The sequence below is a fragment of the Kitasatospora sp. SolWspMP-SS2h genome (assembly GCF_003259315.1).
In the GTDB taxonomy this organism is placed as follows: domain Bacteria; phylum Actinomycetota; class Actinomycetes; order Streptomycetales; family Streptomycetaceae; genus Kitasatospora; species Kitasatospora fiedleri.
The window spans coordinates 19,124-40,766 of the sequence record NZ_QLLT01000016.1 but is presented as its reverse complement, the minus strand read 5'-3'; the positions used below and the strand labels follow the sequence as shown (position 1 = coordinate 40,766).

The 21,643-nt window shown below is 74.8% G+C and carries 19 protein-coding genes and 1 pseudogene; 7 read left to right on the top strand and 13 right to left on the bottom strand.

The genetic code is table 11. The features are described from left to right. The 4 genes from K353_RS20570 (at nt 1) to K353_RS20555 (ending at nt 4,900) form a co-directional block, all read left to right on the top strand. Nucleotides 1-993: a carbohydrate ABC transporter permease gene (locus K353_RS20570; protein WP_233533709.1), complete on the top strand. Its 993-nt coding sequence runs from the start codon at nt 1-3 to the stop codon at nt 991-993. After that, nucleotides 990-1,832 (top strand): carbohydrate ABC transporter permease, encoded by an 843-nt coding sequence (locus tag K353_RS20565; RefSeq protein ID WP_111555036.1) that lies wholly within the window; start codon nt 990-992, stop codon nt 1,830-1,832. The genes K353_RS20570 and K353_RS20565 overlap by 4 nt, the downstream gene beginning before the upstream one ends. 98 nt (nt 1,833-1,930) lie before the next feature. Beyond that, nucleotides 1,931-3,274, top strand: a complete 1,344-nt coding sequence (locus tag K353_RS20560; protein ID WP_111555035.1) for a GH1 family beta-glucosidase — start codon at nt 1,931-1,933, stop codon at nt 3,272-3,274. Between the two features lie 177 nt (nt 3,275-3,451). After that, nucleotides 3,452-4,900 carry an ATP-binding protein gene (locus tag K353_RS20555; RefSeq protein WP_111555034.1) on the top strand — a complete coding sequence of 483 codons (1,449 nt, stop codon included), beginning with the start codon at nt 3,452-3,454 and terminating at the stop codon, nt 4,898-4,900. Nucleotides 4,901-4,975: 75 nt separating this feature from the next. On the opposite strand, the gene K353_RS35830 is transcribed toward K353_RS20555, so the two are convergent. The 3 genes and pseudogenes from K353_RS35830 to K353_RS20545 all read right to left on the bottom strand — a co-directional run bounded on the left by K353_RS35830 (nt 4,976) and on the right by K353_RS20545 (nt 7,421). Beyond that, nucleotides 4,976-5,896, bottom strand: a complete 921-nt coding sequence (locus K353_RS35830) for a chitinase (RefSeq protein WP_233533720.1) — start codon at nt 5,894-5,896, stop codon at nt 4,976-4,978. A gap of 246 nt (nt 5,897-6,142) precedes the next feature. Then, a pseudogene (locus K353_RS35825) lies at nt 6,143-6,655 on the bottom strand (carbohydrate binding domain-containing protein); the annotation flags it as partial. A gap of 217 nt (nt 6,656-6,872) precedes the next feature. Then, nucleotides 6,873-7,421: an RICIN domain-containing protein gene (locus K353_RS20545; RefSeq protein WP_146616524.1), complete on the bottom strand. Its 549-nt coding sequence runs from the start codon at nt 7,419-7,421 to the stop codon at nt 6,873-6,875. A gap of 156 nt (nt 7,422-7,577) precedes the next feature. Between K353_RS20545 and K353_RS20540 the strand changes: the two genes are divergently transcribed. After that, nucleotides 7,578-8,456, top strand: coding sequence for a phosphotransferase family protein (locus tag K353_RS20540; protein ID WP_111555031.1), 879 nt, complete (start codon nt 7,578-7,580; stop codon nt 8,454-8,456). Nucleotides 8,457-8,539: 83 nt separating this feature from the next. Here the strand turns inward: K353_RS20540 and K353_RS36590 are convergent, their stop codons facing one another. Continuing rightward, nucleotides 8,540-9,886: an LCP family protein gene (locus tag K353_RS36590; protein WP_146616523.1), complete on the bottom strand. Its 1,347-nt coding sequence runs from the start codon at nt 9,884-9,886 to the stop codon at nt 8,540-8,542. Nucleotides 9,887-9,915: 29 nt separating this feature from the next. Further along, nucleotides 9,916-10,428, bottom strand: coding sequence for a SigE family RNA polymerase sigma factor (locus K353_RS20530; protein ID WP_100836909.1), 513 nt, complete (start codon nt 10,426-10,428; stop codon nt 9,916-9,918). A 221-nt stretch (nt 10,429-10,649) separates the two neighbouring features. Between K353_RS20530 and K353_RS20525 the strand changes: the two genes are divergently transcribed. Beyond that, nucleotides 10,650-12,416 carry an ABC transporter ATP-binding protein gene (locus K353_RS20525; protein ID WP_111555029.1) on the top strand — a complete coding sequence of 589 codons (1,767 nt, stop codon included), beginning with the start codon at nt 10,650-10,652 and terminating at the stop codon, nt 12,414-12,416. A 79-nt stretch (nt 12,417-12,495) separates the two neighbouring features. On the opposite strand, the gene K353_RS20520 is transcribed toward K353_RS20525, so the two are convergent. From K353_RS20520 to K353_RS20495, 6 genes are all read right to left on the bottom strand, one after another. Then, nucleotides 12,496-13,698: a S8 family serine peptidase gene (locus tag K353_RS20520; protein WP_111555028.1), complete on the bottom strand. Its 1,203-nt coding sequence runs from the start codon at nt 13,696-13,698 to the stop codon at nt 12,496-12,498. A gap of 164 nt (nt 13,699-13,862) precedes the next feature. Further along, nucleotides 13,863-16,265 carry a glycoside hydrolase family 65 protein gene (locus K353_RS20515; protein ID WP_111555027.1) on the bottom strand — a complete coding sequence of 801 codons (2,403 nt, stop codon included), beginning with the start codon at nt 16,263-16,265 and terminating at the stop codon, nt 13,863-13,865. Next, nucleotides 16,262-17,005, bottom strand: a complete 744-nt coding sequence (locus K353_RS20510; RefSeq protein WP_111555026.1) for an HAD family phosphatase — start codon at nt 17,003-17,005, stop codon at nt 16,262-16,264. The genes K353_RS20515 and K353_RS20510 overlap by 4 nt, the downstream gene beginning before the upstream one ends. Nucleotides 17,006-17,079: 74 nt before the next feature. Beyond that, on the bottom strand, nt 17,080-17,547 hold the full coding sequence (locus K353_RS20505; protein WP_111555025.1) for an SRPBCC domain-containing protein: 468 nt from the start codon (nt 17,545-17,547) through the stop codon (nt 17,080-17,082). A 56-nt stretch (nt 17,548-17,603) separates the two neighbouring features. Beyond that, complete coding sequence (locus K353_RS20500) at nt 17,604-18,221, bottom strand: SDR family oxidoreductase (RefSeq protein WP_111555024.1); 618 nt, start codon at nt 18,219-18,221, stop codon at nt 17,604-17,606. 60 nt (nt 18,222-18,281) lie between these two features. Continuing rightward, complete coding sequence (locus K353_RS20495) at nt 18,282-18,749, bottom strand: carboxymuconolactone decarboxylase family protein (protein ID WP_111555023.1); 468 nt, start codon at nt 18,747-18,749, stop codon at nt 18,282-18,284. Between the two features lie 50 nt (nt 18,750-18,799). Here K353_RS20495 and K353_RS20490 point away from each other — a divergent pair, with 50 nt between their 5' ends. Continuing rightward, entirely contained in the window at nt 18,800-20,224 is a 1,425-nt protein-coding gene (locus tag K353_RS20490; protein WP_111555022.1) for a PLP-dependent aminotransferase family protein, read from the top strand. A 7-nt stretch (nt 20,225-20,231) separates the two neighbouring features. On the opposite strand, the gene K353_RS20485 is transcribed toward K353_RS20490, so the two are convergent. Then, on the bottom strand, nt 20,232-20,411 hold the full coding sequence (locus K353_RS20485) for a DUF6126 family protein (protein ID WP_318551985.1): 180 nt from the start codon (nt 20,409-20,411) through the stop codon (nt 20,232-20,234). Nucleotides 20,412-20,457: 46 nt separating this feature from the next. Next, entirely contained in the window at nt 20,458-21,063 is a 606-nt protein-coding gene (locus K353_RS20480; RefSeq protein WP_111555021.1) for a helix-turn-helix domain-containing protein, read from the bottom strand. Nucleotides 21,064-21,643: the final 580 nt, after the last annotated feature.

The following is a 21,643-nucleotide window of genomic DNA, read 5'->3' as shown; positions in this document are numbered from 1 at the left end:
GTGCCCGAGAAAGTGATCGACCGCCAGACCGCCGGACCGGAGGCCGCCCCGCAGGGGGCGGCCCCCGCCCGCCGGCGCACCCGTGCGAAGTTCGGGCGCAGCGCACTGCCCTACCTGCTGCTGCTCCCGGCCCTGCTGGCCGAACTGCTGATCCACCTGGTGCCGATGGTCACCGGCATCGTGATGGCGTTCAAGCAGCTCACCCAGTTCTTCATCCGCGACTGGGGCTCGGCTCCCTGGTCCGGCTTCGACAACTTCAAGGTCGCGCTGGAGTTCGACGCCCCGGTCGGCAAGGCGCTGCTGCACTCGTTCTGGGTGACCTGCGCCTTCACCGTGCTGTCGGTCGGCCTGTCCTGGCTGATCGGCGTCACCGCGTCGGTCTTCACCCAGGACGCCTTCCGCGGCCGCGGGCTGCTGCGCGCGGCGTTCATGCTGCCGTACGCGCTGCCGGTGTTCGCGGCCGTGATCACCTGGTCGTTCATGTTCCAGCGGGACACCGGCCTGATCAACCACGTGCTGCACGACCAGCTCCACCTGACCAGCGACAAGCCGTTCTGGCTGATCGGCGACAACAGCTTCTGGGCGCTGCTGACCGTCTCGGTCTGGAAGTCCTGGCCGTTCGCCTTCCTCACCCTCACCGCGGGCCTGCAGAACATCCCGCGCGAGCTGTACGAGGCCGCCGCGCTGGACGGCGCCGGCGTGTGGCAGCAGATCCGCCGGATCACCCTGCCCTCGCTGCGCCCGGTCAACCTGGTGCTGGTGCTGGTGCTGTTCCTGTGGACCTTCAACGACTTCAACACGCCGTTCGTGCTGTTCGGCAAGTCCGCCCCGCAGGCCGCGGACCTGATCTCGATCCACATCTACCAGTCCTCCTTCATCACCTGGAACTTCGGCCAGGGCTCGGCGATGTCCGTCCTGCTGCTGCTGTTCCTGCTGCTGGTGACCGCGGTCTACCTGTTCGCCACCAACCGCCGTCGGGGGGACGCAGAATGATCAACCCGCCCGCCTCCTTCCGCTGGCTGCGCCGGATCGTGCTGCTGGTGCTGGCCGTCTTCACCCTGACCCCGGTCGCGGTGATGCTGAGCTCCTCGCTCAAGCCGCTCCAGGACGTCCAGGGCCCGTGGCGCTGGATGCCCAGCCACCTGACCTTCCGGCCGTACGTCGACATCTGGAAGACCGTCCCGCTCGCGAAGTACTTCACCAACTCGCTGATCGTCGCGGGCTCGGCCACCGGCCTATCCGTGCTGATCGCGCTGCTGGCCGGCTACGCGGTGAGCCGCTACCGGTTCCGCGGCAAGAAGATCTTCACGATCACCGTGCTGTCCACCCAGATGTTCCCCGGCATCCTGTTCCTGCTGCCGCTCTTCCTGATCTTCGTCAACATCGGCAACACCACCGGCATCGCGCTGTACGGCAGCCGCGGCGGCCTGATCCTCACCTACCTGACCTTCTCGCTGCCGTTCTCGATCTGGATGCTGGCCGGGTACCTGGACTCCATCCCGCGCGACCTCGACGAGGCCGCCGCGGTCGACGGCTGCGGCCCGATCCGCACCCTCGTCCAGATCATCGTCCCGGCCGCCCTGCCCGGCATCATCGCGGTCGCCGTGTACGCCTTCATGACCGCCTGGGGCGAGGTGCTGTTCGCCTCCGTCATGACCAACGACCAGACCCGCACGCTGGCCGTCGGGCTCCAGGGGTACGCCACGCAGACCGACGTCTACTGGAACCAGGTGATGGCCGCCTCGCTGGTCGTCAGCCTCCCCGTGGTCGCCGGATTCCTGCTGCTGCAGCGCTACCTGGTGGCCGGTCTGACCGCCGGTGCCGTCAAGTGAGACACCGTCAGGGTGCCGACAACTGACGCACCGACAGGGTGCCGACGCGTGACGCACCGCCCGGACCGCCGCCCCCTCACCCTCGAAAGGACCACCCCGTGAACCACCTCGACGCGCTGCCGGCCAACTTCCGCTGGGGCGCCGCCACCGCCGCCTACCAGATCGAGGGCGCCGCGAGCACCGACGGCCGCGCGCCGTCGATCTGGGACACCTTCTCGCACACCCCCGGCAAGGTCGACAACGGCGACACCGGCGACACCGCCTGCGACCACTACCACCGCTGGCCCCAGGACCTCGACCTGGCTAAGGGCCTCGGCCTGGACGCCTACCGCTTCTCCATCGCCTGGCCCCGGGTCGTCCCGCAGGCCGACGGCCGGGTCAACGCGGCCGGCCTGGACTTCTACGACCGCCTGGTCGACGGCATGCTGGAACGCGGCCTCACCCCGTTCCCGACCCTCTACCACTGGGACCTCCCGCAGGCCCAGCAGGACCGCGGCGGCTGGCCCGAGCGCTCCACCGCCGAGCGCTTCGCCGAGTACACCGCGGTGGTCGCCGAGCGCCTCGGCGACCGGGTCCGCGACTGGTGCACCCTCAACGAGCCGCTCTGCTCCTCCTGGATCGGCCACCTGGAGGGCAAGATGGCCCCCGGCGTCACCGACCTCACCGCCGCCGTCCGCACCTCCTACCACCTGCACCTCGGCCACGGCCTTGCCGTCCAGGCGCTGCGCGCCGCCGTCCCCGGCGCCCGGATCGGCATCGTCAACAACCTCTCCACCATCGAGCCCGCCACGCAGTCCGACGCCGACCTCGCCGCCGCCCGGCGCGCCGACGGCCACATCAACCGCTGGTGGCTCGACCCGATCCTCGGCCGCGGCTACCCGCAGGACATGCTCGACCTGTACGGCGTCGAACTCCCCGTCCGGGACGGCGACCTCGACCTGATCTCGGCCCCGCTCGACTGGGTCGGCCTCAACTACTACTTCCGCCAGATCGTCGAGGACGACCCCACCGGCCCGGTCCCCGGCTTCCGCCAGGTCCCCGGCCCCAACCCCGAGCGCACCGCGATGGACTGGGAGGTCCACGCCCCCGGCATCGAGGAGCTCCTGCTGCGCCTCACCGAGGACTACGGCGTCCGCGAGATCTACGTGACCGAGAACGGCTCCGCCTACCGCGACACCGTCACCGCCGACGGCCGCGTCGACGACCCCGAGCGCACCGCCTACCTGGAGTCCCACCTCGCCGCCTGCGCCCGCGCCGTCGCCAAGGGCGCCCCGCTGGCCGGCTACTTCGCCTGGTCCCTGCTCGACAACTTCGAGTGGGCCTACGGCTACGACAAGCGCTTCGGCCTGATCCACGTCGACTACGACACCCAGGTCCGCACCCTCAAGTCCAGCGGCGAACGCTACGCCCAACTCATCGCCGCCCACCGCGCCCGCGCCTGACCCCCACCACCCCCGCACCCCAGGGCCCCGAGAGCGACCAACGCTCCCGGGGCCCTGCCCGTGCCGTCCTCCGCCGTCGTCCCCCGCGTGCCGTCCCCGCGTGCCGTCCCGCGCCGGGGCGGGCATGTGGGTAGATTGAATCTACGTAGACGGAACCTACCCGGAACGGAGCCTGGCGTGGTCTCCTCGTTCGTGGGACGGCGGACCGAACTCGCCCTCCTGGACAAGCGCCTCCGGCGGGTCGCCGAATCGGGCGGCGGCACGGCGGTGGCGATCAGGGGTCGCCGGCAGGTCGGCAAGTCGCGCCTGGTCCAGGAGTTCTGCGACCGGGCAGCGGCCCCGTACCTGTTCTTCACCGCCACCAAGGGTGCCTCGCCGGTGGAGGCCGTGGCCGAGTTCCTGTCCGATCTGCGGGAGTCCTCAATCCCCCGGGACGCGGACCTGGTGCCCTCCGGGGGCTCCGGAAGCTGGCCGGACGCGTTCCGGGCACTGGCGGCGGCCCTGCCCGACCGGCCGTCGATCGTGGTGATCGACGAGGTCCCCTGGCTCGCCGAGCAGGACGGCCTCTTCGACGGCGCCCTGCAGACGGCGTGGGACCGCCTGCTGGCGAAACGGCCGGTCCTGCTGCTCCTGCTCGGCAGCGACCTGCACATGATGGAACGCCTCACCGCCTACGACCGGCCCTTCTACGGCCGCGCCGACAACCTGGTGCTGGGGCCGCTCAACCCCGCCGAGACCGGCGACGCCCTCGGCCTGACCCCGGCCGACGCGGTCGACGCGCACCTGGTCTCCGGAGGGCTGCCCGGCATCCTGCGGGCGTGGCCGCACGGCACGCCCGCGCTGCCCTTCCTGGAACAGGAGTGCGCGGACCCGGCCTCGCCGGTCTTCTCCGTCCCCGAGTCCTCCCTGCTGGCGGAGTTCCCGGCCCCCGACCAGGCCCGCCGCGTCCTGGAGGCCGTCGGCGGCGGCGACCGGACGCACGCCAACATCGCCGCGACGGCCGGCAGCCGCGAGGGCGCCCTGGCCTCGGGCTCCCTGTCGCCGCTGCTGCGTCGCCTGGTCGAGGAGAAGCACGTCCTCGCCGTGGACGAACCGGTGTCCACCCGTCCGGGGAAGCCGGCCCTCTACCGGATCGCCGACAGCAGCCTGCGCCTCTACCTGGCGGTCCTGCGCGGCGCGCAGGAACAGGTCCGCCGGGGCCGGCCGGAGGCGGCCTTCCGGATCGTGGAGCGACGGTGGACCGCCTGGCGGGGCCGGGCCGTCGAACCGCTCGTCCGGCAGTCCCTCGAACTCGCCGCCGCGGACGGCGACCTGCCCTGGGACGGGGTGGAGGCGGTGGGAGGCTGGTGGAACCGGCAGTTCGACCCGGAGGTCGACCTGGTCGGCACCGACCGCGCCCCCGTCGCGGGACGGATCTCCTTCGTCGGCTCCACCAAGTGGCTCCTCACCCCCTTCGACCGCCACGACCTCACGGCCCTCACCCGGGCGGCACCCCGGGTGCCCGGCTTCGACCCGGACCGCACCGGCCTGGTGGTGGCCTCCCTCTCCGGCACCGCACCGGACACCGGCACCGGAACGGTCGACCTGGTCTGGGGGCCCGACCGGCTGGTCGACGCCTGGAGGTGAAGCCGGGAACGGCACGGGCCGGGCCCCGGGAGCGTGGAGGCTTCCGGGGCCCGGCCGGCGGTCGGTGCCGGGGTGTCAGCGGCCCTGGAGGGACTTGACGTTGTCGCCGAAGGTCCAGCCCTTCGAGCCGTCCCAGTTGAGGGACCAGGTCATCAGGCCCTTCAGCTGGCCGCTGTAGGAGCCGTAGGCCTGGGAGACCAGGTTGGGGGCCATGTAGCCGCCGCCCGCGCCGGGCTGGGCGGGGAGGCCGGGGACCTGCTTGTCGTAGGGGACCTTGACGGTGGTGCCCTGGATGGTCAGGCCGTTGTTGAGGCAGGTGGTCTGGGCGGTGAAGCCCTGGACGGTGCCGGCCGAGTAGGAGTCGCCGGAGCAGCCGTACATCGAGCCGTTGTAGTACTGCATGTTCAGCCACCAGAGCCGGCCGTTGTCGGCGTACTTCTTGATGATCGGCAGGTAGGAGCCCCAGATCGAGCCGTAGGTGACGCTGCCGCCGGTGACGTACGCGGTCTCGGGTGCCATGGTGAGGCCGAAGCCGGCCGGCATCTGGGCGAGGACGCCGTCGATGATCCGGATCAGGTTGGACTGCGAGGCGGACAGGGTGGTGATGCTGCCGCTGCCGGACAGGCCGGTCTCGATGTCGATGTCGATGCCGTCGAAGTTGTACTTCTTCAGGATCGGGACGATGGTCGCGACGAACTTGTCGGCCACCGTGCTGGAGCTCAGGTCGATGCCCGCGGTGGCGCCGCCGATCGACATCAGGATGGTCGCGCCGTTCGCCTTGGCCTGGCACATCTCGGCGGGGGTGGCCACCTTGACGCCGGTGTCCATGCCGTCCTGCCAGAGCACGGTGCCGTCGGAGAGGATCACCGGGAAGGCGGCGTTGATGACGTTGTAGCCGTGCTGGGCGATCCGGCTGTCGGTGATCGGGGTCCAGCCGAGGCCCGGGTGCACGCCGTTGGAGGCGCCGTCCCAGTTCTCCCAGTAGCCCTGGAGCACCTTGCCGGTCGGCCGCGGCTTGGTGGCGCAGGTGGCGTCACCGGGCGGGTTGCTGGTCGGCGGCTGCGAGGTGGGCGGCTGCGAGGTCGGGGGCTTGGACGTCGGGGGCTGCGAGGTGGGCGGCTGGGACGTCGGCGGCTGGGAGGTGGGGGCGCTGGTGGACGGCGACGGGCTGCCGCTGCCGCCGGGGCCGGTGAGCACCAGGTCGTCGGCGTAGAAGGCGGGCTGGCCGTACCAGCCGTGCACGAAGACGGTCACCGAGGTGGTGGAGGCGCCGGTGGAGAAGGTGGTGCTGAGCTGCCCGTACGAGGCGTTGCCGGGGGCCCAGGTGGAGGCGTTCACGCCGGTGCCGGTGGCGCCGAGGTAGACGTAGCTGCCCTGGACGAAGCCGCTCAGGGTGTACTGCGCGTTGGGCTGCACGCTGATGGTCTGCGAGCACTGCGCGCTGTCCTGGCCGCTGGGGGTGGCCTTGAGCGCGGCGGTGCCGCCGTGCACCGGGCTGCTGACGACCGTCGCGCCGGAGCCGGCGGTGCAGGTCCAGTTGGCGAGCCCGCTCTCGAAGCCGGGGTTGGCGACCAGGTTGGCGACGTCGGCGGACGCGGTGACCGAGCCGGCCACGGCGAGGCCGGCGCCGATCACGGCGGCGGCGCTGACCCCGGCCAGCGACCGCTTCAGGGCGCTCGGACCCGGCTGGGCGTGGCTGACCCGGGGCGCCTGGGCGGCGCGCTCCACGGGCGAGTACGACCTTCGACGGAACATGGTGATCCCTTCCCGCCGAACACCTGGTCATGGGCGTGACCGGCGCTGTGGGGGCGCGGTACCCGGCTGTGGGTGAGGTGGGGACATGTGGGGGGTTGTGCCCAGCCGGATCGTAGGAGCGGGGGCAGGGGGCGTCAATAGGTCTGGACCATTAGCGAGGGTCTGGACCATTCCGGGAGAGGGGCGCCGCCCGTCCCCGCCGGGCGGGAGCCGCCGGTCAGTCCTCCGCGAGGGCGGTGAACGGTGCCGCCAGCAGCCAGGTCTGGTTCTCCCCGCCGTGCGGCGTCCGGAGCGTCACCGGGGTGCGCGCCTCGACGGCGTGCGGGCAGTTCAGCACCAGGCCGGTGCCCGCGTTCTCGATCCGGTGCGCCCGCCCGCCGTTGACCGGCACCACCCGCCAGCGCTGCCAGGCCGCGTCCGTACGGTGCGGGTCGCGCATCCGCACCGGCTCGGTGTCCGGTACGCCGTTGCCGTCCAGCAGCAGGTTGTTGGCCGCCGAGAGCAGGTGGAACTCCCCGGCGTGCCCGGTCGGCCGGAGCAGCCACAGCTGGTGCGGCTGCCCGTGCACCGGCCACAGGTGCGGGCGGCTGTCGTGGGTGGTGCGCAGCGCGGTGTCCAGCGCCAGCCCGCTGCTCACCGAGACCACCAGGAACGGCCCCAGCGGCTTGCGGGCCCGGCGCCGGAACAGCGCACCCACGTCGTCCGTGCCGATCTTCAGGAACGGAATGCCGAACTCGGCACTGACGCGGCGCTCTCCCGGTGGCATGGCCGCCATGGTAGGGCCTGCCCCCGGCCCCCCGCGCCCCCGTACGCCCTCCCCGCCCGCCGAGCCCGCGGCGCACACTGGCAGCGGCCCCGGCCCCCGGCCCGCCGGCCCCGGCCCCGGCCGGCCCCCGGACGTCGAACGGAACGAGCCCGAGACGTGGACTGCCGCACCCCCGCCGCCCTGCTGGCCGAAGCCTGCGCCGCCGCCGGGCGCCCGAGCGCCGGCGCGCGGCTGATCCGGGCCGGCGAGAACACCCTGTGGCGGCTGCCCGGCGGAGTGGTCGCCCGGATCGGCCGCCCCGGCCAACTCGCGGTCGCGGCCAAGGAACTGGCCGTCGCCGACTGGCTGCACCGGCACCGGGTGCCGGCCGTCCGCCCGCTCGGCCACCCGGCCGCGCCGCTGGCGGTGCACGGCCGCCCGGTCACCTTCTGGCACGAGCTGCCGCCGCACCGCCCCGGCACCCCGGTCGAACTGGCCACCGCGCTGCGCCGCCTGCACCGACTGCCCCCGCCACCGGCCGGGTTGGGCGCCCTCGACCCGTTCGTCCGGCTCCCCGAGCGGATCGCCGCCGCCGCCCTCGACGAGCCGAGCCGCCGCCGACTCCGCTCCCGCCTCGCCGAGTTGCGCACCGCCTGGCGCGAACTCGCCCTCCCCGCCCGGCCGCCGCACCTCGTGCACGGCGACGCCTGGAGCGGCAACCTCGCGGTCACCGCCACCACCGCCCACCTGCTGGACTTCGAACGCACCGCGCTCGGCCCGGCCGAGTGGGACCTGACCACCACCGCCGTCGGCCGCCACACCTTCGGCACCGTCCCGCCCGGGACGTACGACGCGTTCTGCGCCGCCTACGGCGCCGACGTCACCGAGTGGCCCGGCTACCCGGTGCTCCGCGACATCCGCGAACTCCGGCTCACCTGCTACGCCTGGCAGCAGGCCGACGCCGACCCCCGCCACCGCGCCGAGGCCCGCCACCGGCTGGCCTGCCTGTTCGGCGAGCACGGCCCCCGCCCCTGGGGCTGGACGGCACTCGACTGACCGCCCGCCGCCCGCCCGCCGCCCGTCCGACCGGCCGTCCGCCGCCCGTCCGACCGGCCGTCCGCCGCCCGCCCGACCGGCCGTCAGTCCACGCAGGGCACCCCGCCCAGCTCGACCGGCTCCGGCAGCAGTCCGGAGACCTCCGCGTCCGCGTCCGCCGCCGACCCCTGATCCGCCGACCCCTGGCCCGCCGATCCCTGATCCCCCGACTCCGGCCCCGGCCCCGACCCCGACGGCGCGGGCGTCGCCGGACCGTCCTCCAGCAGCTCCCGGGCCGCCCCCGGCACCCCCCGGAGGCGGGAGCCGTCGAGGACCACCGGCAGGGTCCGCAGGGTGCCCCTCCCGGCGGCCAGCGCCGGCACCTGGCGGACGAAGTCCACCGGGCTCCACCCCGTGTCGACCACCAGGTCCTGTTGCAGGGCCCGGTACAGCGCGGCGAGCTTCCCCGGGTCGGCCAGCACGCCGCCGCCGCGCAGCTTCTCCACCACCCCGGCCAGGAACGCCTGGGCGCGCCGGGTGCGCTCGACGTCGGTGCCGGTGCCGACGCCGCGCCGCTGGCGGACGAAGGCGAGCGCCTGGGCCGGGTCCAGCTCCTGCCGCCCGGCCGGGAGCCGGGCCCCGCTCCACGCGTCGTCCACCGGGTGGTTCAGGCAGACCGGCACCCCGCCGAGGGCCTCGGCGGCGTGGTAGAAGCCGGCCGGCGAGAGTTCCGCGTAGTGGTCCACCCGCACCGAGGTCAGCTGCTCGACCGCCCGGAGCAGGGCCTGCCGCCCGGCGCCCTGGCCGCGCGCCCGCAGCTCCTGCTCGGACAGCCCGGCGTCGCGCTGCTGCTCCGTCGCGGCGCGCGCGGCGTCCGGGTAGACCTGGCCGAGCGGCACCTCCGTGCCGGAGGCCCCGGTGACGTAGACGTCCCGGGGCAGCGACAGCTGCCGGACCTCGCCGCCGCCCGCCGGGACGTGCACCAGCATCACGGTGTCGGTGGAGCCGGGGGACCGGGACGAGCCGGGCGGGCCGTCGCGCCGCGGCGCGTCCGGGGCCGGCCCGCCCCGGGTGTCGACCGCGGTGTCCAGGCCGACCAGCAGGACGGTCACCCCGCCGGCCAGCGGCGGCGGCGCCGGGTCCGGGCCGGAGTGCGCCAGGTCCACCACGGAGGTCTTCTCCCCGGGCACGCCCCGCGGCACCGTCAGCACCCCCGCCCCGACCGCGACCGCCGCGGTCAGCACCCCCGCCAGCAGCACGGTGCGCCGCCGCCGGGCCCGCCGGCGCCGCCGGCCGGCCGCCAGCCCGCCGTCGACCAGCCGGGCCGTCACCTCCGGGCCCGGCCCGCCGCCCGTCAGCCCGAAGGCCGCCCCCAACTGCACTTCGAACGCCCCTTCCCCGTCCCGGTCGCCGCCCGCGCCGCGCGCCGTGCCGCTCGCCCCGCCGTCCACCGCACCACTCCGTCCGTCGCGTCCCGGGTTCATCGCGCCACCAGTTCCGCCAGGTCCCCGCCCAGCAGCCCCCGCAGTTTGGCCAGTGCCCGCGAGCACCTGGTCCGCACCGCCGCCGAACTGTCCTTCACGATCGCCGCGGTCTCCTCCACGCTGCGGTCCTCCCAGTACCTGAGCACCACCACCGCCCGGTCCCGGGGCGGCAGTTGGGCCAGCGCCTCGACCAGGGCCAGGCGCAGCGCCGAGTCCGGCCCGTCCTCGGCGACCTCCGGCAGGGCCTGGCTGGGCCGCTCGCTGCTGCTGCGCCGCCGCTGGTGCGTCAGGTACGCCCGGACCAGCACGGTCTGCGCGTACCCGGCCGGGTTGTCGATCCGGCCGGCCCAGCTCGGCCGGTGCAGCCGGTGCCAGTGCGCGTACATCTGCCCCAGCGTGTCCTGCACCAGGTCCTCCGACAGGTGGGAGTCCCCGCCCGTGAGGAAGTACGCCGAGCGGTAGAGCTGCCCGGACCGGGCCGTCGCGAACACGACGAACTCCTCCTCCATGGCGGCCCGCCGTCCAGCAGTGCCCACGTCCCGTCTCCCCTCGCCCTGATCCGCCCTATGACGGCCCGGGGGCGCCGCGATGTTTCACCCCCGACCGGACCCGTTCGGAAAATCGTCCGTCGAGGGAGTATCACTGTCCGGTTGCGGACAGTCCGAGGGGCCCCGCCCGCTGGAAGGATGGAGCGGCACCGCCTGTTCGCCCCCTGTCCTGGAGTTCCCCCATGGCCCTGCCCGACGGCTCGCTCAGCCACCGCTACCGCGGCGAGCACCCCGTCCGCACCCTGCTGTTCCTCTTCCGTCCCGACCGCGCCCGCGTCCTCGGCGCGGTCGGCGTCTTCTTCGCCAAGCACGCCCCCGTCTGGCTGCTGCCGCTGATCACCGCGAACATCGTCGACGTGGTGGTCAAGCACCGCGACGTCTCGGTGCTCTGGTGGAACTCCGCCGTCCTGCTGGTCATCCTGCTGCTCAACCTGCCGCTGCACATGCTGTACGTGCAGTGGATGCACGGCTCGATCCGCCGGATGGGCACCCGGCTGCGCTCCGCCCTGTGCCACCGGATGCAGCAGCTGTCCATCGGCTACCACTCCCGGGTCAGCGCCGGCGTCCTCCAGGCCAAGGTGATCCGCGACGTCGAGGGCATCGAGACCGCCTCCCAGCAGACCGCCGACAACGGCCTGGCCGCGATCGCCACCCTACTCGGCGGGCTGGTCGTCATCGCCGTCCAGACCCCGGCCTTCCTGCCGGTCTTCCTGGTCGTCGTCCCGGCCAGCGCCCTGCTGGTGGTCCGGCTGCGCGAACGGCTGCGCAGCCAGAACGAGTCCTTCCGCCGCGAGGTCGAGCAACTCTCCTCCCGCATCGGCGAGATGACCACCCTCATCCCGATCACCCGGGCGCACGGCCTGGAGCGCACCGCGCTGCGCCGGGTCGACCGCACCCTGGGCCGGGTGCTGGACGAGGGCCTGCGCCTCGACCTGCTCAACGGCCGCTTCGGCTCGATGTCCTGGATCCTGCTCAACGCGATCGGCGTCGGCTGCCTGGCCGGCTCCGCGCTGGTCGCCTACTACGGCTGGCTGAACGTCACCCCGGGCGCCGTCGTCATGCTCAGCGCCTACTTCTCCTCGCTGACCAGCTCCGTCACCACCCTGCTCACCCTCACCCCGCAGCTCGGCAAGGGCCTGGCCTCGGTCCGCTCGGTCGGCGAGGTGCTCCAGGCCCCCGACCTGGAGGAGAACTCCGGCAAGGCGGACGTCGCCGGCGTCACCGGACGGATCGACTTCCAGAACGTCGGCCACAGCTACCCCGGCGCGGACGCCCCGTCCGTCACCGGCTTCGACCTGTCGGTCCGCCCCGGCGAGACCATCGCCCTGGTCGGCGCGTCCGGCGCGGGCAAGTCCACCGTCCTCAACCTGGTGATCGGCTTCCTGCGCCCCACCGAGGGCCGCATCCTGCTCGACGGCCGCGACATGGAGGAGCTCGACCTGCGCTCCTACCGCACCTTCCTGTCCGTCGTCCCGCAGGAGTCGATCCTGTTCGAGGGCAGCATCCGGGAGAACGTCACCTACGGCATGAAGGACGTCCCCGAGGAGACCGTCCTGGCGGCCCTGCGCGACGCCAACGCCATGGAGTTCATCGACCGCCTCCCCGACGGCCTCGACACCGTGGTCGGCGAACGCGGCGCCCGCCTGTCCGGCGGCCAGAAGCAGCGCCTGGCCATCGCCCGCGCGCTGATCCGGGACCCGCGCATCCTGATCCTCGACGAGGCCACCTCCGCGCTCGACTCCCGCTCCGAGTCCCTGGTCCAGCAGGCCCTTGCCCGGCTGGTGCGCGGCCGCACCGTCTTCGTCGTCGCCCACCGCCTGTCCACCATCCGCGGCGCCGACCGGATCGTCGTCCTGCACGACGGCCGGATCGCCGAGATCGGCTCGCACGCCGAACTCCTGCGCACCGGCGGCCCCTACGCGGGCCTCCAGGCCGCCCAACTCGCCTGACCCGCGGCCCCGGCCGGACCGGGGGAGGCACGTCCGGGGGCGCGGGTCCCCGCGCCCCCGATCCGTTCCCCCCGGTCCCTCACCCCTCCCGGAACGCCGCCACCCCGTCCGGGCTGCCCAGCCCGGTCGGTCCGTCGTACCCCGGGCCCGCCGTGCACAGGTACGCCGGGTCGCAGGAGTCGGCCGTCGCGCCGGAGGTGACGTCGTGCAGGGCGTCCGGGTGCCGGTACGGGAAGGACGCCGGGCGGCTGCCGGCCGAGGGGCGGCCGGCCAGGGCGTAGGTCGCGGCGATGACCGGGGCGGCGGCGGAGGTGCCGCCGTAGGTGTACCAGCCGTTGCCGCCGTAGCTCTGGTAGACGGCCACGCCGGTCGCGGGGTCGGCGACGGCGGACACGTCGGCGACGGTGCGGCGGTCGCAGCCGGGGTCGGTCTGCCAGGCGGGCTTGGGGAGGCGGCCGGAGCAGCCGCTCGCGGCGCCCTCGTCGGGGCCGGTGGACCAGGCGCTCTCGCTCCAGCCGCGCGGCGCGGTGCCGTCGGGCCGCAGGGTGGTGCCGCCGACCGCGACCACGTGCGGGGAGGAGGCGGGGAAGTCGACGCCGTAGCCGCCGTCGCCGGAGGCGGCGGCGATCACCACCCCGGGGTGGTCGAAGTACCGGCTGTCGTAGGCCGCCGCGTTGGCGTTCTCGGTGGTGCCCCAGCTGATCGACACGTACCGCGCGCCGAGCGCGACCGCGGTGTCGACGGCGGTGCCGAGGTCGGAGACGGCGGCGCTGTCGGCCTCGACCAGGAGGATCCGGGCGCGCGGCGCGACCGCGGAGACCATGGCGAGGTCGAGCGCGGTCTCCCCGGCCCAGGCGGTGTCGCCGCGGGGGAGCCGGTCGCCGCCGCGCTGGTCGGTCTTGCGGAAGCAGCCGCTGCCGGAGGTGCAGGCGGGCAGCCCGTAGCGCTCGCGGTAGGTGCCGAGGTCGGCTTCGGCGCGCGGGTGGTCGTACGCGTCGACGACGGCGATGGTGGCGCCCTCGCCGCCGTCCGCGGGCAGCCCGTACGCGGCGCGCAGCTCGACGGGCCCGTACCCGTCGTCGCCCGCGGTGGCGGCGGTGCCGGGCCTGATCACGCGCAGCGCGTCGCAGGAGGCGGTGTCGGCCCGGGCGGGGGCGGCGCAGCTGTGCACCCAGCGCGGGGCGGCCGGGGCGTCCGGGACGGCGGTGGCGGGTTCGGCGGTGGTGGCGGCGGTGGCGGTGAGCGCGGTGAGCAGGGCGGCGGTGAGCGCGAGGGGGCGCAACGGGGCCTCCGTTCGGGGCGGCGGAACCGGGGGCGCCGGGGACTCCCCGCACCCGCCGGTTCACGGGGGGTGCAGGGAGTGTTGACGTGCCGTCCGACCGGTACACGCACGGTCACCCGGCCGGGGGAGGGCACCGTTCGGGCGGAGTGCGCCGAGCGCGGCGGCTACTCGGCGGGCAGGTGGTCGACCGCCCCCACCTTGACCCCGGCCTGGCCGTGCCGCCGGGCGGGGGCCCGGCCGGGCGGCTGGACGGGGCGCTCGCCGGGGTCGCCGATCTTCGCGGTCGGCCGGCTGACCGGCTTCCCGGCCTCGACCCGCAGCTGCTCGTCGTCGTGCAGGACGGGCAGCACGCTGCCGCGCCGCAGCGTGTACGTGGTGGCGGCGTGGGTGATGTCGACCCGCAGCAGGTGTTCGCGCACGCTCATCGAGAAGCAGAGCCGCTGGAGCCCGGCGGGCAGCCGGGGGCGGAAGGAGAGCTGCTCGGTGTGGTCGCGCAGCCCGCCGAACCCGGCGACCAGGGCGATGCAGGCCCCGGCCAGCGAGGCCATGTGCAGGCCGTCGCGGGTGTTGCCGCCGAGGTCGTGCAGGTCCATCAGGGCGGCTTCGGCGGTGTAGTCGTAGGCCAGGTCGAGCTGGCCGACCTCGGCGGCGATGACGGCCTGGGTGCAGGCGGAGAGCGAGGAGTCGCGGACGGTCAGCCGCTCGTAGTAGGCGAAGTTGCGGGCCTTCTGCTCGGCGGTGAACACGTCGCCGCGCACCTGCATGGCCAGCACCAGGTCGGCCTGCTTGACCACCTGCTTGCGGTACAGGTCGAAGTACGGGTAGTGCAACAGCAGCGGGTACTTCTCCGGCGGGGTGGCCTCGAAGTCCCACATCTGGTGGTCGGTGAACCCGTCGGCCTGCGGGTGCACGCCGATCTGCTCGTCGTACGGGATGAACATCTTGTCGGCGGCGTCGCGCCAGGCCGCCGCCTCCTCGGTGTCCACCCCGAGCAGCGAGGACTCGTGCCGGTACTTCAGCGCGGTGGCCGCCGCGTTCCACAGGTTCGACTGCGCCATCACGTTGGTGAACACGTTGTTGTCGGCGACCGCGGAGTACTCGTCGGGGCCGGTGACGCCCTCGATCCGGAAGTTGCCCTTGGCGTCGTGGTGGCCGAGCGAGCGCCACATCCGGGCGGTCTCCACCAGCAGTTCCAGGCCGTGGGTGCGCTCGAACTCGGTGTCCCCGGTGGCCCGGACGTAGCGGACCACGGCGGCGGCGATGTCCGCGCCGATGTGGAACGCGGCGGTGCCGGCCGGCCAGTACCCGGAGCACTCCTCGCCGCGGATCGTCCGCCACGGGAACACCGCCCCGGCCAGCCCGAGCTGGGCCGCCCGCTCGCGGGCCATCGGCAGCGTGGTGTGCCGCCAGCGCAGCGCCTGCTTGACCGCGTCCGGCAGGCAGTAGGTGAGCACCGGCAGCACGAAGGTCTCGGTGTCCCAGAACGAGTGGCCGTCGTACCCGGGCCCGGTCAGGCCCTTGGCCGGGATGGCCCGCTCCTCGCTGCGGGCGCCCGCCTGCAGCACGTGGAACAGCGCGAACCGGACGGCCTGCTGGAGCTCGACGTCGCCCTCGATCTCGATGTCGTTGTCGCTCCAGAACCGGCCCAGGTACTCCTTCTGCTCGCTCACCAGCCCGTCCCAGCCGGTGTACCGGGCGGCGGTCAGCGCCGCCTCCACCTGGTCCCGGACGGCGGGCAGCGAGCGGGTCGCCGACCAGCCGTACGCCAGGTACTTGACCAGGCGCAGCTTCTGACCGGCGTTCAGCACCGTGGTGGCGGTGATCCGGGCCTGGTCGTCGGAGGACTCGGCAGTGGTGTCGATCCGCTCCGGCCCGTCGACCACGTGGTCCATCGCGGCGGCCACCCGCAGCCCGGAGAACCGGGTGCGGTGCACCAGCACGCCCTTGGTGCCGTCCGCGTGCTGCAACTCGGCGGCCAGCGGGGCCTCCAGCACCGCCGCCGCCCGCGGGTCGCCGTCGCCCGCGCCGCCCGGCAGCTGCTCGTTGGCGACCAGCTCGGACTGGAGCACGATCCGCACCGGCCCGTCCACGGCCTCCACCGTGTAGTCGACCGCGCAGACCGCCCGCTGGGTCAGCGACACCAGCCGGGACGAGCTGACCCGCACCGTCCGCCCGGCCGGCGAGGTCCACTCGGCCTCCCGGCGCAGCACGCCGTCCCGGAAGTCCAGGGTCCGCCGGTGGCTGCGCAGTTCGCCGTAGCGCAGGTCGAACGGCTCGTCGTCGACCAGCAGCCGGATCAGCTTGCCGTTGGTGACGTTGATGACGCTCTGCCCGGACTCCGGGAACCCGTAGCCGCTCTCCGCGTACGGCAGCGGACGCAGCTCGAACACGCCGTTCAGGTACGTGCCGGGCAGCCCGTGCGGCTCACCCTCGTCCAGGTTGCCGCGCAGCCCGATGTGGCCGTTGGACAGCGCGAACACCGACTCGGCGCGGGCCTGCCCGGGCAGGTCCAGGCCGTGCTCGCTGATGCCCCACGGGTCGACGGTGAACAGTTCGGACGGGCTCACCGGTGCTCCTCGATCAGCTCCGACAGGTCGTCGACCACGATGCTCGCGCCGTGCTCGCGCAGCGCGTCGGCCTGGCCGGTGCGGTTCACGCCCACCACCGCGCCGAAGCCGCCGGCCTTCCCGGCCGCGACGCCCGCCAGCGCGTCCTCGAACACCACCGCGTGCTCCGGGGCGACGCCCAACTGCCGCGCCGCGGCCAGGAAGGTGTCCGGCGCGGGCTTGCCCGCTAGGTGGTCACGGGCCAGCACGACCCCGTCCACCACCACCTCGAACAGGTCGTCGATCCCGGCGGCCCGCAGCACGTCCCGGCAGTTCGCGCTGGAGGACACCACCGCGCGCGGCAGCCCGAGTTCGCGCAGCCGGTGCAGGTACGCCACCGAGCCCGCGTAGGGCTGCACGCCCTGCTCGCGGATCAGCCGCAGCACCGTCTCGTTCTTCGCGCTGGAGAGCCCGTTGACCGTCCGGGTGCCCGGCGAGTCCTGCGGGGTGCCCTCGGGCAGGTCGATCCCGCGCGAGGCCAGGAACTGCCGGGTGCCGTCCAGCCGGGGCCGCCCGTCCACGTACCGGTCGTAGTCGCCGGGGTCGAACGGCCTGAACTCGCCGCCGGTGCGCGCCGCTTCGGCCCGCAGGAAGGTGTCGAACATGTCCTTCCAGGCCGCGGCGTGCACCTTCGCGGTCTGGGTGAGCACCCCGTCCAGGTCGAACAGGAAGGCCGTGATGCGGTCCGGAAGTCCCAACATGCAGCCAGTCTCACCCGTCCGGCCCGCTCCATGCCGGTCATCGCCCGATCCGGCGCGTCGCACCGGCGGGGCCCTCACTCCGCCTGCGCGTGCGCCCCCGGGTGCGGGTGGCCGGCCGGGACGAACAGCGGCTGCGGGCGGCCGCTCTGCGCGTAGTCCTTCAGCCGGACCAGCAGCTCCGCCCACCGGCCCGCCGCCACCGCCACCGCCGGGCCGGTGTCCGCGGCCCAGCCCAGGTGGCGCAGCAGCAGCACCGACTGCCGCGGACCGTCCGGGTGGTCGAAGAAGTCCCAGGTCACCGTGGTGCCCTGCCAGGCCGGCGGGAACACCCCGACGCTGCGCCAGGCCACCCGCTCCAGGTCGGCCCGCTCCCGGCGCAGCCGGAACGGCCCCGGGGTGTCCGGCACCGGGAACAGCAGGTCCTCGCCGTCCCGCTCCACCCCGGTGGTCCACCAGGACGCCAGCCCCTCGCGGGTGTCCAGCGCCGCGAGCAGGCGCTCCCGGGACGCCGCGACGTCGACCTGTAGGGCGATCTCGGCCATCGCACTCACCTCACCCCCTCCACGATCCCGCCCGGCCCGGCGCCGGGCAACCGCGGTCAGGTCGTGAGCTCCAGGGTCTGGTGCACCGTGGTGTCGTCGTCCAGCAGCCGCACCAGGGTGTGCGCCACCTCGTCCCGGGACACCCGGCCGGGCCGGTTCGGCGGCGGCGCGAGGTGCGCGTGCCGTTCGGCGGGCCCGTCGGTCAGGCCGCCGGGGCGCAGCACCGTCCAGTCCAGCGGGCGCTCCTTCACGGCCTCCTCGGCCGCCCACTTCGCCTTCAGGTACGCGTCGAACTCCGGCGTGACCTCCGGGTCCCCGATCCGGTCCAGCCCCATCGAGGAGACCAGCAGGTACCGCCGCACCCCGGCCCGCTGCGCCGCGTCCGCCAGCAGCACCGCCCCGGCCCGGTCCACGGTCTCCTTGCGGGCCGCCCCGCTGTCCGGCCCGGCCCCGGCCGCGAACACCACCGCGTCCGCCCCCGCCAGGTGCCCGGCCAGCTCCTCCACCGAGGCCCGCTCCAGGTCGCACACCACCGGCCGGGCCCCCGCCTCCTCCAGGTCCCCGGCCTGCGCCGGGTTCCGGATCAGCCCGGCGACCGTGTCGCCCCGGGCCGAGAGCAGCTTCGAGAGCCGCAGCGCGATCTTTCCGTGCCCACCTGCGATCACCACGTCCATGGAACGCGACGCTACCTCCGGCCGGGGGCCCCGGCACGCCGGGACGCGCCGCCCGCCCCGCTACGGGCGGGGGGTCAGCCGGCTGGTCACGCCGACCCGGTTGAGCGCGTTGATCGCGCTGATCAGGCCGATCAGGTGGGCCAGTTCGGTCTCCGAGAAGTGCGCGGCGGCCTCGTCGAACACCCCGTCCGGGACGTGCGTCTGCGCGAGCAGGGTGACCGACTCGGTGAGGGCCAGCGCGGCGCGCTCGCGGGCGGTGAAGTACGGGGTCTCCCGCCACGCGGCCAGGGTGTCCAGGCGGTGCGGGCGCTCGCCGTTCGCGCGGGCGTCCCGCGCGTGCACGCCGAGGCAGAACGCGCAGCCGTTGATCTGCGAGGCGCGCAGGTTGACCAGTTCGGTGACCACCGGGTCGGCCAGGCCGGCGGTGGCGGCCCGGGAGGCCTCCAGCAGGGCGCGGTGGAAGTCGGGGGCGCTGCGGTGCAGCAGGATGCGGGGAGCAGGGGCGGGAACGGTGGATTCGTCGGTCATGCCGCCCACCGTAGGCGCGCGGTGGACCGGCGGCGTGGTTCATTGGGGGCATGGATTCCTGGGCCACTTTCGGCGGCGACCTGCACCTCGACCTGGACGCCGGACGGGCCCGCGGCCTGGGCCTGCGCGCCGCCCTGGAGGACGCGCTGCGCACCGCCGTCCGCGACGGCCGGCTGGCCGCCGGCACCCGGCTGCCGTCCTCCCGGGCGCTCGCCGCCGACCTCGGCATCGCCCGCAACACGATCGCCGAGGCGTACACCCAGCTCGCCGCCGAGGGCTGGCTGGCCTCCCGCCAGGGCTCGGGCACCGTGGTCGCCGAACGCGGCCCGCAGCCGGCCCCGGCCGCGCCGCCGCCCGGCCTGCCCGTCCGGCCCGCGCCCGTGCACAACCTGCGCCCCGGCTCGCCCGACCTGAGCCGCTTCCCGCGCGGCGCCTGGCTCGCGGCGGCCCGCCGGGCCCTGGCCACCGCCCCGCACGAGGCGTTCGGCTACGGCGACCCGCGCGGCCGGATCGAACTGCGCCGCGCCCTGGCCGGCTACCTGGCCCGGGCCCGCGGCGTGCGCACCGACCCGGAGCGGCTGCTGGTCTGCACCGGCTACCTCCAGGGCCTGGGCCTGCTCTGCGCCGCCCTGCGCGAGCACGGCCTGACCGAGGTCGCCGTCGAGGAGTACGGCCTGCCGCCGCAGCACGCCGCGATCGCCGCCCGCGGCCTGGCCCTGCGCCCGCTGCCGCTGGACGAGGGCGGCGCCCTGACCACCGGCCTCGACCGCACCGGCGCCGGGCTGGCCGTGCTCACCCCCGCCCACCAGTTCCCCACCGGCGTCCCGCTGCGGGCCTCCCGGCGGGCCGCCGCCGTCGACTGGGCCCGGCAGACCGGCGGCTACCTGCTGGAGGACGACTACGACGGCGAGTTCCGCTACGACCGGCACGCGATCGGCGCCATGCAGGCCCTCGACCCCGAACGCGTGGTGTACGCGGGCACCGCCGCCAAGTCGCTCGCCCCCGGCCTGCGGCTGGCCTGGCTGGCCCTGCCCGCCGCCCTGGTCGAACCGGTGGCCCGGCACAAGCGGCTGGCCGACGGGCAGAGCGGCGCCCTCGAACAGCTCACCCTGGCCGAACTGATCGACTCCGGCGGCTACGACCGGCACGTCCGGCGCAGCCGGCACCTGCTGCGCCGCCGCCGCGACCGACTGGTCGAGGTGCTCGCCGCCCGCGCCCCGCAGGTCCGGGTCACCGGCCTCAACGCCGGCCTGCACGCCGTCCTCGAACTGCCCGCGGACGGCCCCGGCGAGGACGAACTCCTGCGCCGCGCCAGGACGTCCGGCCTCGCCCTGAACACCCTGGGCTGGAGCCTGGCCCCCGGCGCGGCCCCCGCCCCGGGCCGGGCCCCCGGCCTGGTGATCGGCTACGGCACCCCGCCCGAGCACGCCTTCGAACCCGCCCTCGACGCGCTCTGCGCCCTGCTGGCGGCCTGACGGGCGGTCAGCCCTTGTGACTGCCGACGTAGAACAGCAGGAACAGGAAGCCCACGAAGACGTGGCCCGACACGATGTAGATCCACACCCGGATCCAGACCCGGTTCGAGGCGCGGTACCCCGCGTCGATGGTCTCGGCGTACTTCGGGACGGGGGCGTGGGCGGGGTGCTTCGCGGTGTCGGCCATGGCGGTCTCCTGACGGTGGTGGCGGACGGGGGTGTGAAGACGGGCCCTAGATGCGGGGGGCGTCGCCCAGGCACAGCTCGCCGGCCGGGCTCTGCAACAGCGTGTGGACGAAGATCAGGTCGAGGCCGTCGGCGGTGTCCGCGGCGATCACGTGCGGGGTCATCGAGTCGAAGTGCGCCGAGTCGCCCGGCTCCAGCAGGTGGACCCGGTCGCCCAGGGTCAGCCGCATCCGGCCCTCGGTGACGTACAGCCACTCCTCGCCCGGGTGCACCCGCACCACCGCGTCCTGCGTGCTCGGCGGCACGTGCACCCGCAGCGCCTGCATCGCCCGGCCCGGCGCACCGGCCCGCCGGTACCCCCAGCCGCCGGCCCGCCCGGGCTCGATCCCGCCGCCCCGGATCACCGGGTCCGGCTCGCCGGGCTGCTCCCCGAGCAGCCCGGCCACGCTCGTCCCGTACGCCCGGGCCAGGCCCAGCAGCACCGGCAGCGAGGGCTGCCGCCGCCCGGTCTCCAGGCGCGACAAGTAAGCTGGCGAGAGGCCGACCCGGGCCGCCGCGGCCTCCAGCGTCAAGCGGCTGGAGACCCGCTGCTCCCGCAGCCGCGCACCGAGGCCCGCGACCTCCTGGTCCTCACCGAGTGGACTGTCCGTCATGCCCCCAGTGGACACCCTCCGTGCCCCGCAGGCAACAAACTTGCCCCACAGGCAAACCGGCCTCCTGCCCCCAGTCTCCCCCCCCGCCCCCCGGCACCAGGGCCGACCGACCCCACCACCCTCCCGCCGCCCCCGCGCTCCCCGGCGGGGGCCGGACCGCCCGCCCCTCCTCGCCCTCCCGGGGCCTTCGCCGTTCCCCTCTTGCCCGGAGGGGCCGGGCTTTCCCCGCCTGCCCGCCGGGGCCCGCCCGGCCAGGGCTTCCGTTTTCCGCCCGCTGCCCCGGTGGGGGTCGGGTCGCCTGCCCCTCCTCGCCCGCCCGGCCAGGGCTTTCGCCGTTCCCCGCCCCCCTCCTGCCCGGAGGGGCCGGGTTTTCCCCGCCTGCCCGCCGGGGCCCGCCCGGCCAGGGCTTCCGTTTTCCGCTCGCTGCCCCGGTGGGGGTCGGGTTGCCCGCCCCTCCTCGCCCGCCCGGCCAGGGCTTTCGCCGTTCCCCGCCGCCCCGGAGGGGCCGGGCTTTCCCCGCCTCCCCTCCGAAGCCCGCCCGGCCAGGGCTCCCGTTCTCCGCCCGCTGCCCCCGGAGGAG